The following is a 14,223-nucleotide window of genomic DNA, read 5'->3' on the forward strand; positions in this document are numbered from 1 at the left end:
CAATTTTAAAGGGCAGCAGTACAACCTTTGCCGCTGCCCGTATCCTTTTACTTCTCGAATTCGCCGCGAGCGTTTTGGCCTGCAGCTTTAACGAAACCTGCGAATAGTGGGTGACCATCGCGAGGCGTCGAGGTGAATTCTGGGTGGAATTGAGCCGCTACAAACCATGGGTGAGCTGGGTTCTCAATCATTTCCACTAGTTTCTTGTCCGCTGATAGACCAGATACTTTCAGACCTGCTTTTTCGATTTGCGGACGAAGATTGTTGTTTACTTCGTAACGGTGACGGTGACGCTCATGAATTGTCGCGTTGCCGTATAGTTCACGAGCTTTCGTACCTTTCTCTAGGTGACATAGCTGTGAACCAAGACGCATCGTACCACCTAGGTCAGACGTTTCAGTACGTTCTTCAACTTTACCTTCGCCGTCTACCCATTCAGTGATCAAACCTACCACAGGGTACTTAGTGTCTTTGTTAAATTCTGTTGAATGTGCACCTTCCATACCCGCTACGTTACGCGCGTATTCGATAAGTGCTACTTGCATGCCTAGACAGATACCTAGGTAAGGTACTTTGTTTTCACGAGCGTATTGTGCTGCGCGAATCTTACCTTCGATACCACGGTCACCGAAGCCACCAGGTACTAGGATTGCATCTAGACCTTCAAGAACTTCTACGCCTTTCGTCTCAACATCTTGAGAGTCTACGTATTTAATTGTGACGTTTAGACGGTTTTTCAAGCCTGCGTGTTTAAGTGCTTCGTTTACTGACTTGTAAGCATCTGGTAGTTCGATGTATTTACCGACCATACCGATAGTTACTTCGCCAGTTGGGTTCGCTTCTTCATAGATAACCTGTTCCCATTCAGACAGGTCAGCTTCTGGTGCGTTGATACCAAAGCGAGCACAAACTAGGTCATCTAGACCTTGAGACTTAACAAGTTGAGGGATCTTGTAGATTGAATCTACGTCCTTCATTGAGATTACCGCTTTCTCAGGAACGTTACAGAATAGCGCAATTTTCTTACGCTCGTTCGCTGGGATCATACGATCTGAGCGGCAAACAAGAATATCTGGTTGGATACCGATAGATAGCAGCTCTTTAACAGAGTGCTGAGTTGGCTTAGTTTTCACTTCACCTGCAGCTGCTAGGTAAGGAACTAGCGTTAGGTGCATGAACATTGCGCGTTCACGGCCTAGTTCTACAGCAAGCTGACGGATAGCTTCCATAAATGGTAGTGATTCGATATCACCTACCGTACCACCGACTTCAACGATAGCAACATCATGGCCTTCAGAACCTGCGATTACGCGGTCTTTGATAGCGTTAGTGATGTGAGGGATAACCTGAATGGTTGCACCTAGGTAATCGCCGCGACGTTCTTTACGTAGTACGTCTGCATAAACACGACCAGCAGTGAAGTTGTTACGCTTAGTCATCTTGGTGCGGATGAAACGCTCGTAGTGACCAAGGTCAAGGTCAGTCTCTGCGCCATCTTCCGTAACGAACACTTCACCGTGTTGAGTTGGGCTCATTGTGCCTGGATCAACGTTGATGTAAGGGTCAAGCTTCATCATAGTCACTTTTAGACCACGAGCTTCTAGAATAGCTGCAAGAGATGCTGCTGCAATACCTTTACCTAGAGAGGATACAACCCCGCCAGTAACAAAAATGTAATTTGTCGTCATGTTTAACCTGAAATTGGTTGAATGAGGGAAATGGAGTGCTTCTGGACGGGACGTAAATATACCAGAAGCTCCTAACCGCCACAACGTGAAATCTATCACACCGTAATTTTTTATTTTTTGCTTCAAATCAAAGTCGAGTATTCATGCAATTTCAGCTTTGCTCTTCTCGTTTCACTTCATCCCACATTGAATCGAGTTCATCTAGAGTAAAGTCTGTGAGCTGCTTACCGTGCGCTGCAACTTTAGTTTCCACGCCTTTAAAGCGTTTCGAGAACTTTAAGTTGGCTTTTGCCAGTGCCACTTCAGGGTCTTTCCCTAGGTGACGAGACAGGTTCACGGTAGCAAATAAAAGATCGCCTAATTCAAGTTCGACTTTTTCCTCATCCGGAGTAATTTGAAGCGCTTCTTCCATCACCTCTTCAATTTCTTCCTGCACTTTTCCGACGACAGGGCCAAGCGAGTCCCAATCAAAGCCGAATTTTGCGCACTTTTTCTGGATCTTTGTAGCACGCGAAAGCGCGGGTAGAGAGTTTGGTATTGAGTCTAGAATACTTTCTTCAGCTTTGCCTACTTGCGCTTTCTCTTTGGCTTTTTCCGCCTCCCAATTAGCGTTAATCGCCTCTTCAGAATCGAACTCTACTTCTGAAAAAACATGTGGATGGCGACGCGTCAGTTTCTCATTGACGGTTTCCACCACATCAGAAAAGTCGAATAGTCCCTGCTCTTTCGCCATTTGGCTGTAGAAAATAACTTGGAACAATAAGTCACCCAACTCTTCTTGCAAGTTCGACCAATCACGGTTTTGAATCGCATCCACCACTTCGTAAGTTTCTTCGATAGTGTGCGGAACAATGGTGTTGAAGGTCTGCTTTAAGTCCCAAGGGCAACCGCTTTCTGGGTCACGCAACTTCGCCATGATTTGTTCTAACTGTTCAATTGGATGACTCATTTTCTGTTCCTTTAAACCTTTCTATCTAAAGAAAAAGGTGAGCAGTCAAAACCACTCACCTTTAATTTGTTTTCTAACTTTTTTTACCAAGTAGTTGGTTCTTCTGGCAAGGCAGTAAACTTATGAGCCCCATGAGCATAGCTTGCCTATGAGATTGGGCCACATAAGTGCAGCTAACGCCGCTAGAAAGCCAAATACGACGTAAAAATTAGCCTAAGCGTTTCACCGACATAACATCCTTGATCTGCTCAACACGTTTCGAGACGCGCGAGAACACTTCAAGGTTGGTCACTTCAAGGTCAAAGTCCATGATCGACATTTGCGTGCGGTAATCGACGCGACTCTTCATACTGGTGACTTTGATTTTCTCGTTCGCAAATAGCGTTGTGATGTCTTTAAGTAGACCGCCACGCTCCATTGCTTCAACACGAACCGTCAAGATGTAAGAACCGACAAAGCCGCTGCCCCAGACGGTATCGATGATACGTTCTGGTGCGTGATGACGAAGCTCCTCAAGCTGCTCACAGTCACTGCGGTGGACCGAAATACCACGACCTTGTGTGATGTAACCTGCGATTTCATCACCTGGGATAGGCTGACAACAGCGCGCTAGGTGCGTCATTAAGTTATCAACGCCTTCTACTACGACCGCATCTTTCTTCGGACGACTCTGTGCTGGCGCGCGACTTTCTGCTTCTTGCAGTTTTTCTAGCGCTTGCTGGTCTTCTTCTTCCGCGGTCGGTTTGTTCACCAATGCGTTAATGTGGTTGATGATCTGGTTGATACGCAAGTCACCACTACCAATACCAACATACAACTCATCGGCACTATTAACGTTAAAGCGTTTCAATGCGTAGTTATCAGCGTCTTTCAGTGTTGCGCCGATTTTCGCCAGTTCGTGTTCTAGAATTTCACGACCCGCTTCTAGGTTCTTCTCACGACTTTGCTTGCGGAACCATGCGTTGATCTTCGCACGCGCTCGGCTTGAAGTCACAAAGCCTAGCGACGGGTTCAACCAGTCTCGCGAAGGGTTTGGTTCTTTCTGGGTGATGATTTCAACCTGATCGCCCATTTGCAGTTTATGAGTGAACGGTACGATACGACCCGCTACTTTGGCACCGATACAACGATGCCCCACTTCTGAGTGAATGTGGTAAGCGAAATCGAGCGGTGTTGCGCCCATTGGTAGGTCGACGACATCACCACGTGGGGTAAAGGCATACACACGGTCATCAAATACCTGACTACGCAGCTCATCCAACATCTCGCCAGAGTCGGACATCTCTTCTTGCCAATCCAGTAGCTTACGCAGCCACGTGATCTTCTCATCGTAACCGCTGCGGCTGCTTGCGCCTTCTTTGTATTTCCAGTGCGCTGCAACACCTAGCTCCGAGTCTTCGTGCATCTCTTTAGTACGAATCTGGATCTCGATGGTCTTGCCTTCAGGGCCAAGAATCACGGTATGGATGGACTGATAGCCATTTGGTTTCGGGTTCGCAACGTAATCGTCGAACTCACTTGGTAAGTGTTTGTATTTGGTGTGAACCACACCCAGAGCGGCATAACAGTCTTGAAGTTTGTCAGCGATGATACGTACCGCACGTACGTCAAACAATTCATCAAACGCCAGACTCTTCTTCTGCATTTTGCGCCAGATACTGTAGATGTGCTTTGGACGACCACTGACTTCTGCGTTGATGCCGCATACGGTCATTTCTTGAGTAAGGTCGTCGACAAAGTCTTTGATGTATTGTTCACGGACAATACGACGCTCTGCCAATTGCTTCGCGATTTGCTTGTAGGTTTCTGGTTGTTGGTAGCGGAAGGCGTAATCTTCGATTTCCCACTTCAACTGACCAATACCAAGGCGGTTTGCCAGAGGCGCATAGATATTTGCACACTCTTTTGCCGCTGCACGACGAACTTCGTCCGGCGCTTTTTTTACTTCAATCAGGTTGCAGATACGTTCCGCCAGCTTGATGACCACGCAGCGGAAATCATCCACCATGGCCAACAACATACGACGAACATTATCTACTTGAGACGAGGCAGCACCACCATCCATTGTTACATTCAACTGGCCGATTGCCGCCATTTCGTCGACGCCATCGATCAGCTTAATGATTTCTTTGCTGTATTTTTCCTCAAGGAGTTCTCTATCAAAAGCACCGCTTGAGACCAAAGGGAACAGTTGCGCAGCGACGAGTGTCGCTTTATCCATCGACAAGGTGATCAAGATTTCGATCATCTCTCGTCCACGCCACAACAAAAGCTCCGCCTGCTCGTGGTTCGCCAAAATCGATTGGCAATCACGATACACTTCGGTTAAGCGTTTCGCTGTGTTCTTCTCTTGACCTAGGCTAGCCACCCAGTTTTCAAGTTCAAACTGTTCATCTTGGTTTAAATGCGCGCTTCTTACCGCAACCATCTCATCATCCTAATTATTATATTTGTGTGGTTTGACTAACACCATCCAGGTTAGTTCTTGTGCCAAGCTTTAAGCGTTGGCTTATTGACCACCCACCACGTGTAAGTGATCAACAAAGTCCCAATTATAAGGACTTTTCAAACAGTGCCATCGATTCTAGATGGCTGGTATGAGGGAACATGTCCAGCATACCTAATTTGGTTAATTGGTAGCCTTGCTCCAGCAAGCTCTGGCTATCCCTTGCAAGGGTAGCAGGATTACACGAAACATAAACTACACGCTGTGCGCCAAGCGCAGAAACTTGATCGATGATCCCACTCGCGCCAGCACGTGCCGGATCAAGCAGCACTTTGTCGAATTGTTCAGCCGCCCAAACTTGCCCTTCAAAATCTTGCTCAAGGTTAGCGTGATAAAATTGCGCGTTATTGATTTGGTTCAAAGATGCATTATTTGCCGCCTTTTCCACCATTTCTGCCACACCTTCTACGCCAACCACGTGTTTTGCACGTTTTGCGATAGGTAAACTAAAGTTACCCAAGCCACAGAACAAATCTAACACTCGTTCGTCACTTTGTGGGTCTAACCACTCTACTGCCTGAGCGACCATTTTCTGGTTTACCGCTTGGTTCACTTGAATAAAGTTATTTGGCGTAAATGGCACGGTGACACCCGCTTCTTGATAGAAAGGCACCTCACCTTCAATCAAATCAAGCTGATCGGTTTCTGGCATCAAGTAGAGCGATGCATCGTGACGCTTCGCCAATTCCACCAACGAGTTGGTTTCTTTTTCAGTCAGTTTGCTTAGATGACGCAATGTGATGCATGGACCGTTGTCGCCTAGCACCAACTCTACGTGACCAAGTTGCTCTGGCTTCTTAAACGCTTTTAACGTCGAGTAGATTTCTGGCAATAGCGCATTTAACTCAGGTGCGAGCACTGGACAATCCGTCACTTGCGCGATTTGCTTACTCTGTTTCTTGCGGAAACCAAAGTGCAACTGACGAGTCTTTTTATCTACGAACAAGCTCACACGAGCACGGCGACGATAGCCAAGAGACTCTCCCAATACAGGCGCATCCAACTCGATATCACTGCCGGCAAATTTTCTCATCAACTGACTAAGCGTTTGCTGCTTGTGCGTCAATTGTTGGTCATAGTTCAGATGCTGCAGGTCACAGCCACCGCATTCATGGTAGTGCGGACAAAATGGCTCCACGCGAGCGTCACTCGGTTTAAGGATTTTAATCAACTTACCACGAGCGAACTTGCTCTTTTCTTCCATCAATTGGGTTACCACTTCCTCACCCGGTAGCGCACCATCAATAAACAATGGTTTCTTCTTAAGGTAAGCAATGCCTGCGCCGTGGTGATCCAAACGCTCCACTTGTACCGCTTGGTGGCGGGTATTCAGTTGCGTTTTCTTTTTAGGTTGAAAGATACGTGCCATGCTCTGTGCCTGATTTGTGTCTAATTGCTCTACTGCTTCACTATTCTTGATTGCAGCCGTTGTGTGATTCGAGTGACTTGATTATGCTTACCGTTTATCCGGTGACGTCACTTCTTTGCTCAAGGCTTTATCGTGCGCTTGAGAAATAATGCGTTATTTTCCCATATCCAGACTCCGATGTAATTAGATAACATGACCAGATATGGCTTAAGAGCACGTGTAATTACACTAACTCTCGCTCCCACTCTCATTATTGGTTTATTACTGAGCGGCTTTTTCTCATTTAACCGCTACCAAGACCTCGAGAAACAAGTTATCACCACAGGCAATAGCATCATCGAACCGCTTGCGATTGCCAGTGAAACTCACCTACTTTCCGAAAGTCGCGAAGCCGTTCGTCGCCTTATCAGTTACGCCCACCGCAAAAACTCGAAACTGGTTCGTAGTATCGCGGTGTTCGATGAAAATCATGAGCTTTTCGTTACTTCTAACTTCCATCCCAATTTTGAAGCTCTGATGTTCCCGAAGGATAAGCCTATCCCTCAATTAGGCGATTCGGAAATCTTCGATAACTCGCTTATTCTGCGCGTGCCGATTCTATCTGAAGGTCACTATCTTTCGGAGCTCTCAAATGAGAATCAGGGCACAAAAGCCATCGGCTACATCGCTGTGGAAATGGATCTTTCGTCACTTCGATTACAGCAATACCAAGAAGTGTTCTCTGCGTTCTTGGTGTTGATCCTCGGCCTTGGTCTCGCGAGTGTGTTCGCCTCTCGCCTCATGCATGACGTAACCCAACCGATCACCCACATGAAGAACGTGGTTGACCGCATTCGTCGTGGTCACCTTGATGTGCGTATCGAAGGCAAAATGCACGGTGAGTTAGACCAGCTGAAAAACGGTATCAACGCCATGGCGGTCTCGCTGTCGGAATACCACGTTGAGATGCAGCACAGTATAGACCAAGCGACATCAGACTTACGTGAGACTCTGGAACAGCTAGAGATTCAGAACGTGGAGTTAGACATCGCGAAGAAGCGTGCCCAAGAAGCAGCACGTGTGAAATCCGAATTCTTAGCGAACATGTCTCACGAGCTTCGTACTCCGCTGAATGGTGTGATTGGTTTTACCCGTCAAATGCTGAAAACACAGCTTTCAAACAGCCAAACGGATTACTTGCAGACTATTGAGAAGTCCGCAAACAACCTACTGAATATCATCAACGACATCCTCGACTTCTCGAAACTGGAAGCCGGTAAGCTGGCACTGGAAAACATACCGTTTGAGTTTCGTGAAAGCTTAGAAGAAGTAATCAACCTACAAGCCACCAGCGCGCATGAGAAAGGTTTGGAAATCACCTTGAAAGTGGATCCGAAAATCCCGCAAGGCTTGGTGGGTGACCCACTTCGTATCCAACAAATCCTCACTAACTTGGTCGGCAACTCCATCAAGTTTACTGAGCGCGGTAACATCGACATCAGCGTTGAGATGCGCTCACAATCTGGTGATTCGGTCGAACTGCAATTCATGGTGCGCGATACTGGTATTGGTATCTCCGAACGCCAGCAAGCGCAGTTGTTCCAAGCGTTTAGCCAAGCAGATGCAAGTATTTCACGTCGCTATGGTGGTACCGGTCTGGGTCTGGTTATCACTCAAAAACTGGTAAGCCAGATGGGCGGTGAAATCAGCCTAACCAGTCGCCTACACCAAGGTTCTACCTTCTGGTTTACGGTTCGCTTGCACTCGACTGAAATGCCAATGAGCGATCTGATTGAAGTCGAACTACTAACTGGTAAGCAATTGCTGTTGGTTGAACCAAACATGCAAGCGGCGTCAGTGACACAGCAGATCCTAAGCCAAGAAGGCATTCTGGTGACCTACCGCTCTTCGTTGCCAGAAAACGACGAGAACTACGATTACGTCTTGTTGAACTTGGCTGCCAACCAAACCTACGACGAACAATCGGTAGCAGCTTGGATTGAACAAGCCAAACGCATGGCTCCGAGTGTGATCATGGGTACGCCAAGTACCGAATTGGCCCTGGCAGATCAAGTGATGAACGATCATCAGATCCAATGTCTGACCAAGCCATTATCACGCCGTAAGCTTTTACAAAGCCTGATCACGGACCATGTTGAAACACCACAAGCGGTAATTGCTCCAATTGATCCAGTGGTGAATGAACGCTTACCACTTACGGTGCTTGCGGTTGATGATAACCCTGCAAACTTGAAACTGATCTCTGCGCTACTAAAAGAGCGTGTAGAAACGGTAACGGCGTGCAGCAATGGTCAGCAAGCAGTGAATCTCGCGACTGAGAAGAAATACGACCTGATCTTCATGGATATTCAAATGCCATTGATGGACGGAGTGACCGCTTGTCAGCACATTAAAGAGCTAGAGCTGAACAAAGACACCCCAGTGATTGCGGTAACCGCGCATGCCATGGCGGGCGAACGTGACCGACTACTGGCAGCGGGTATGGATGACTACCTAACCAAGCCAATTGAAGAACATGTACTGCAACAGGTTTTGGTTCATTGGAACCCAAATACTTGTACTGAAAGTGTCGACAAAATCGCGCCTTCTTATGTCGAGCCTGTTGTGGAGACTGCGCCACCAGCACCAGAAAAACCACAGCAAGATGTCATCATCGACTGGCAAGCAGCGTTGAAGCAGAGTGCCAACAAAGAAGACCTAGCCAAAGACATGCTGCGCATGCTGATTGATTTTATTCCTGAGGTGGAAGAAGTGGTCGATCAAGCATTAGAGCAAGAAGACTTCTCGCGTGATGACCTTATCCATGTGGTGCATAAACTTCACGGCAGCAGCTCTTACTGCGGTGTGCCAAGATTGAAGTCATTGTGTGCAACCTTGGAACAAGCACTGCGCTCAGGGGCTAGCATTGAAGACATCGAGCCAGAAATGTTTGAACTGCAAGATGAGATGATAAAGGTTACTAGCACCGCGAAACTCTATCTTGAGCAGTAGATAGTGACGTCATAAATCAGAGCAATAAAAAAGCCAGAGCATCGACTCTGGCTTTTTCGTATTCGGTTATTAATCCGTAGTCAGGCTAAGTTAGGATTCAAAAATCACCGTCGCAACGGCGTAATGACGCTCATCCGAAATAGACAGATGAACATGATTGACGCCCATCGACTCAGCGATTTGTTTCGCCACACCGGATAAGGTCAATACTGGTTTACCAAACTCATCATTCGAAACCGTAAAATCATGAAAGGTCACGCCTTTTGCGATGCCAGTTCCTAACGCTTTTGAGGCCGCCTCTTTTACTGCGAAACGCTTCGCAAGGTAACGCCCTTTTTGCTTCAATTCAGCAAACTTTATCATTTCATCTTGCGACAAAATGCGCTTTGCGAAGGGTTCACCAGTACGACCGAGCGCTTTTTCAATGCGCTCAATCTCTGCGATGTCAGTGCCTAATCCTAAAATTGCCATGCTTAAATCTGATTACTTACGAGCCGCAACCATGATGGCTTTCATTTCTGCCACAGATTTTTCTAGACCATCGAAAACGGCACGACCAATGATCGAGTGACCGATGTTTAGCTCGTAGATTTCTGGCAGAGCTGCGATTGGTGCAACGTTGTGGTAAGTCAGACCGTGACCTGCGTTTACGATGATACCTAGGTCATCAGCGTAGCTAGCGCCTGCTGCGATCTTCTTCAGCTCATCTTGCTGATCTTCTTCTGTTGTCGCATCAGCGTAGTGACCAGTGTGAAGCTCAATGTAAGGTGCGCCACAAGCTTTTGCCGCATCGATCTGTTGACGGTCAGCATCGATGAACAAAGATACTTTGATGCCTGCTTCGGTTAGCTTTTGCGTTGCTGCCTTCACTTTCTCAAGTTGGCCTACAACGTCCAGACCACCTTCTGTTGTCAACTCTTCACGTTTTTCAGGAACCAGACAAACGAACTCAGGCTTAGTTTGTAGCGCAATCTCAACCATCTCGTCCGTTACTGCCATTTCAAGGTTCATGCGAGTTTGAATGGTTTCACGTAGGATGCGAACGTCACGATCTAGGATGTGGCGACGGTCTTCACGTAGGTGGATGGTAATACCGTCAGCACCCGCACGCTCTGCGATCTCAGCAGCATGAACTGGATCTGGGTATTTAGTACCACGTGCATTACGTAGAGTGGCAATATGGTCGATATTAACGCCTAAGTAGATTGAGCTCATTTTCCGTTACTCCGTGCTCGATATGTCTGAATGAATAATTCGCGACTTTTTAAAGGTTTGCCGCCAAGATACGGCTTTAATGCCATACGTGTAAAGCGTTTCGCCGCTTTTAATTGCTCTTTAGTGACGAATCGCCGTTCACTAATCGCAATCAATTCATTACCTAAAAATGTCAGGTTGTCGCGCCTTACTGAAGCTATGAATCCCTTTTGCTCACGATAGCGGTAAGTCATCTCAGGATCGACTGGCTCACCTGTCCCGGCGCAATGCAAGAAATCGACGCCATAGCCCATTGAAGAAAGCAGAGCCAATTCAAAACGACGCAATCCCGGTTCAGGGTTGTCACTCTGAGCCAATTCCGTTAGTGCATGCAGATAATCATGAAACAGGGCTGGCATAGGCACTTCCGCCATTAACACGCGCCCGACCAATTCATTTACGTACATCGCGGAATAAAGGTTTATCCCGAACAACGGCAAGCCTAAACTGATTGGCTCAGCCTGACGTAAGGTTTTCATCGAACCTTTTCCGGACCATTTCAGCAATAGCGGCGTGAAGGGCTGCAATGCCCCTTTCAGATTGGAGCGTTTGCTGCGCGCGCCTTTCGCCATCAACGTGATACGACCATACTCCTCGCTGAATACATCAAGGATCAAGCTCGATTCACTGTAAGGGCGTCGGTGCAATACAAAGCAGCGCTGGAAGCCTTCTGAAGACTGGTTGCTCATTTCAATCAGTGTGCCTAAGTCGGTAATAAAAAATAAGGAGCCAAGCGGCTCCTTATTCTAATCGATATTATATTTTAGTCGATGTTGGAACGAAGTGTCCTCGTTACCAAACGTACAAGCAACCAAACTTATAGATCGTCGATGTAACCTAGTGAGCGCAGTGCACGTTCGTCGTCTGCCCAACCAGATTTCACTTTTACCCAAGTCTCTAGGTAAACCTTACGACCGAATAGCTCTTCCATATCTAGACGTGCTTCACGACCAATTGTCTTGATCTTCTCGCCGCCTTTACCAATCACCATTTTCTTCTGACCATTACGTTCAACAAGAATCAGGGCGTTGATATGGAAACCGTCCGTTTCTGGGTTGTAATCGAAACGCTCAATCTCAACCGTTACTGAATATGGCAGCTCTTCACCAGTAAAACGCATCAGCTTTTCACGCACGATTTCAGACGCCATGAAACGCTGAGAACGGTCGGTTACGTATTCTTCTGGGAAGTGATGCGTTGCTTCTGGCAAGTGATCGCGAACGTGCTTGCGCAGTACGTCGATGTTCTTACCTTGCTTTGCAGAGATTGGCACAACGTCAACGAAGTCCATCTTCTTCGACATCTCGGCCATGTGCATCATCACTTCGTTACGATCTTGCACGTTGTCTACCTTGTTCACACAAAGCACAACAGGGAAGTTCGACTTTTGAAGCTTAGTCAGCACCATCTCATCGTCTTTGGTCCAATGCGTACCGTCGACCAAGAAGAATACTAGGTTCACATCACTTAGAGATGAGTTGGCTGCACGGTTCATCAAGCGGTTAATCGCGCGCTTCTCTTCAATGTGAAGTCCCGGCGTATCTACGTAGATCGCTTGGTAATCACCATCGGTATCCACACCCATGATGCGGTGACGCGTCGTTTGCGGTTTACGAGACGTGATCGAAATCTTCTGACCCAAGATTTTGTTCAGAAGCGTCGATTTACCTACGTTTGGACGACCAACAATCGCAATGAAGCCACAGTGTTGGTTCTCTGGTGAACTTACTTCACCGTGTGATGCGAAAAACGCATCAATGTCGAATTCGTTATCAGCCATTCGTTAATTGCTCAAGTGCCGTTTCTGCAGCCGCTTGTTCTGCCTTGCGGCGGCTGGTGCCTTTACCAATTACAGGCTTATCCACACCTGCTACGTCACACTCAACCGTGAACTCTTGGTTGTGCGCTTCACCTTTAATATTAGTCACTGTGTAGACAGGCAGCGGTTTTCTTCTGCCTTGCAGGAACTCTTGTAGGCGAGTTTTTGGATCTTTTTGTGATACACCAGGCTTAATCGCCTCAAGACGCGAGTTGTACCAGCTCAGTACGATACCGCGAACTTGTTCAATATCACTATCAAGGTAAATCGCACCAATAATGGCTTCTACCGCATCGGCTAGAATAGAGTCTCGGCGGAATCCGCCACTCTTCAATTCACCTGGACCTAATTTTAAATAATCTCCTAGATCGAATTCACGACCCAGTTCCGCCAATGTGTGCCCACGAACCAAGGTCGCGCGCATACGGCTCATGTCACCTTCGTTCACTTTCGGGAAACGATGGTACAGATCATCAGCGATGACAAAACTTAAAATTGAATCGCCCAGAAACTCAAGACGTTCATTGTGCTTACTATTGGCGCTGCGGTGAGTCAGCGCCAAGTTGATAAGCCCAGCATCCTTAAATTGGTAGCCGAGCTTTCTCTCTAGTTTCTCAATTGGAGAATTCATACTCTCTCGATATGTAATGGTTAGTGAATGCCACCGACGCGGTTAAAACGCACACCAGTTGGAATCCATGAAGGTAGAACACTATCTGCGCCACGATCAAACTCGAAGCTGATCCAGATCGCAACAGCTTTACCGACTAAGTTTGCTTCTGGAACAAAGCCCCAGTAACGGCTGTCAGCACTGTTGTCACGGTTATCACCCATAACGAAGTACTGACCTTGTGGTACAACCCACTCGTTAACACCTGGACGTGGTTGGTAGTTCTGCACGCGGTCACGAGTTAATGGGTTCACCAAAATTTGGTGCTCAACTTCACCCAGTTTTTCATTCATCTGAATCAGAGGAATACCGTTTTGGATGAATTGACTTTCTTCAACATTGTTCAGCTTAACTGGCTTACAAGATGACTCACCTTTCGATTGAATACATACCTGCTTATCCGCAGAGTAACGAACGGTATCACCAGGCAAACCTACCACACGTTTAATGTAGTCAACGTTTGGCTGTGGTGGGTACTTGAATACCACGATGTCGCCACGCTCAGGCTTGCCAGTTTCCACTAGCTGCGTGCGCCATACCGGATCTTTCAATCCGTACGCGTATTTCTCCACCAAAATGAAGTCACCTACTAGTAGGGTTGGCATCATTGAGCCTGAAGGGATTTGGAACGGTTCATAGATAAAAGAACGTAATACCAATACGAATGCAATCACTGGGAAGATAGAAACGCTGTTCTCTACCCACCACGGTTGGCTTTCTACTTTTTGTAGCGTCACCGCATCCAGACCATTGGTTGTTTGCGCTTGGATCTCCGCTACTTTCGCTTGACGTTTTTTCGCAAACACCAGCTTTTCTAGTAGCCAAACTACGCCAGTTACCAAAGTCACGATAACTAGAATCAGTGAGAATGTATTCGCCATTAAATTCCCTTATCTAAAAATACGAAAGTGAAAGAGCCGAAACCCTTTCACTTATTTTACTATCTAACGTCTTATGACAGACAAGAGCACGAGATA

11 protein-coding genes are annotated in these 14,223 nt (G+C 47.0%); 1 reads left to right on the plus strand and 10 read right to left on the minus strand.

Annotated elements, in window-relative coordinates; genetic code table 11:
• Positions 1-47: 47 nt before the first annotated feature.
• The 4 genes from H735_RS00105 to rlmD form a co-directional block, all read right to left on the minus strand.
• Complete coding sequence (locus H735_RS00105) at positions 48-1,688, minus strand: CTP synthase (protein ID WP_009707596.1); 1,641 nt, start codon at positions 1,686-1,688, stop codon at positions 48-50.
• A gap of 151 nt (positions 1,689-1,839) precedes the next feature.
• Positions 1,840-2,637: a nucleoside triphosphate pyrophosphohydrolase gene (gene mazG / locus H735_RS00110; RefSeq protein WP_020196174.1), complete on the minus strand. Its 798-nt coding sequence runs from the start codon at positions 2,635-2,637 to the stop codon at positions 1,840-1,842.
• A 208-nt stretch (positions 2,638-2,845) separates the two neighbouring features.
• Entirely contained in the window at positions 2,846-5,065 is a 2,220-nt protein-coding gene (gene relA, locus H735_RS00115) for a GTP diphosphokinase (protein WP_005436441.1), read from the minus strand.
• A 124-nt stretch (positions 5,066-5,189) separates the two neighbouring features.
• The gene (rlmD, locus tag H735_RS00120) at positions 5,190-6,512 is read right to left on the minus strand and encodes a 23S rRNA (uracil(1939)-C(5))-methyltransferase RlmD (protein ID WP_020196173.1); all 1,323 of its coding nucleotides are present in this window, start codon (positions 6,510-6,512) and stop codon (positions 5,190-5,192) included.
• Positions 6,513-6,704: 192 nt separating this feature from the next.
• Between rlmD and barA the strand changes: the two genes are divergently transcribed.
• Positions 6,705-9,503 (plus strand): two-component sensor histidine kinase BarA, encoded by a 2,799-nt coding sequence (gene barA / locus H735_RS00125; RefSeq protein WP_020196172.1) that lies wholly within the window; start codon positions 6,705-6,707, stop codon positions 9,501-9,503.
• Positions 9,504-9,593: 90 nt separating this feature from the next.
• On the opposite strand, the gene acpS is transcribed toward barA, so the two are convergent.
• From acpS to lepB, 6 genes are all read right to left on the minus strand, one after another.
• On the minus strand, positions 9,594-9,974 hold the full coding sequence (gene acpS / locus H735_RS00130) for a holo-ACP synthase (protein WP_009707600.1): 381 nt from the start codon (positions 9,972-9,974) through the stop codon (positions 9,594-9,596).
• Positions 9,975-9,986: 12 nt separating this feature from the next.
• A complete protein-coding gene (gene pdxJ, locus H735_RS00135; RefSeq protein WP_005426507.1) occupies positions 9,987-10,718 on the minus strand; it encodes a pyridoxine 5'-phosphate synthase in 732 nt (243 codons plus the stop codon).
• Positions 10,715-11,446 carry a DNA repair protein RecO gene (recO, locus tag H735_RS00140; RefSeq protein WP_005426504.1) on the minus strand — a complete coding sequence of 244 codons (732 nt, stop codon included), beginning with the start codon at positions 11,444-11,446 and terminating at the stop codon, positions 10,715-10,717. Before recO ends, pdxJ begins: the two co-directional genes overlap by 4 nt.
• Before the next feature lie 128 nt (positions 11,447-11,574).
• Entirely contained in the window at positions 11,575-12,537 is a 963-nt protein-coding gene (gene era / locus H735_RS00145; RefSeq protein ID WP_009698775.1) for a GTPase Era, read from the minus strand.
• Positions 12,530-13,207: a ribonuclease III gene (rnc, locus tag H735_RS00150; RefSeq protein WP_005449793.1), complete on the minus strand. Its 678-nt coding sequence runs from the start codon at positions 13,205-13,207 to the stop codon at positions 12,530-12,532. The genes era and rnc overlap by 8 nt, the downstream gene beginning before the upstream one ends.
• A gap of 20 nt (positions 13,208-13,227) precedes the next feature.
• The gene (gene lepB / locus H735_RS00155) at positions 13,228-14,127 is read right to left on the minus strand and encodes a signal peptidase I (RefSeq protein WP_005449792.1); all 900 of its coding nucleotides are present in this window, start codon (positions 14,125-14,127) and stop codon (positions 13,228-13,230) included.
• Between the last annotated feature and the right edge of the window lie 96 nt (positions 14,128-14,223).

The sequence above is a fragment of the Vibrio owensii CAIM 1854 = LMG 25443 genome, assembly GCF_000817815.1.
GTDB lineage: Bacteria > Pseudomonadota > Gammaproteobacteria > Enterobacterales > Vibrionaceae > Vibrio > Vibrio owensii.

Coding starts and splice junctions, on each gene's coding strand:
- H735_RS00105 (WP_009707596.1), bottom strand. CDS start 1,688: ATGACGACAAATTACATTTTTGTTACTGGCGGGGTTGTATCCTCTCTA.
- mazG (WP_020196174.1), bottom strand. CDS start 2,637: ATGAGTCATCCAATTGAACAGTTAGAACAAATCATGGCGAAGTTGCGT.
- relA (WP_005436441.1), bottom strand. CDS start 5,065: ATGGTTGCGGTAAGAAGCGCGCATTTAAACCAAGATGAACAGTTTGAA.
- rlmD (WP_020196173.1), bottom strand. CDS start 6,512: ATGGCACGTATCTTTCAACCTAAAAAGAAAACGCAACTGAATACCCGC.
- barA (WP_020196172.1), top strand. CDS start 6,705: ATGACCAGATATGGCTTAAGAGCACGTGTAATTACACTAACTCTCGCT.
- acpS (WP_009707600.1), bottom strand. CDS start 9,974: ATGGCAATTTTAGGATTAGGCACTGACATCGCAGAGATTGAGCGCATT.
- pdxJ (WP_005426507.1), bottom strand. CDS start 10,718: ATGAGCTCAATCTACTTAGGCGTTAATATCGACCATATTGCCACTCTA.
- recO (WP_005426504.1), bottom strand. CDS start 11,446: ATGAGCAACCAGTCTTCAGAAGGCTTCCAGCGCTGCTTTGTATTGCAC.
- era (WP_009698775.1), bottom strand. CDS start 12,537: ATGGCTGATAACGAATTCGACATTGATGCGTTTTTCGCATCACACGGT.
- rnc (WP_005449793.1), bottom strand. CDS start 13,207: ATGAATTCTCCAATTGAGAAACTAGAGAGAAAGCTCGGCTACCAATTT.
- lepB (WP_005449792.1), bottom strand. CDS start 14,127: ATGGCGAATACATTCTCACTGATTCTAGTTATCGTGACTTTGGTAACT.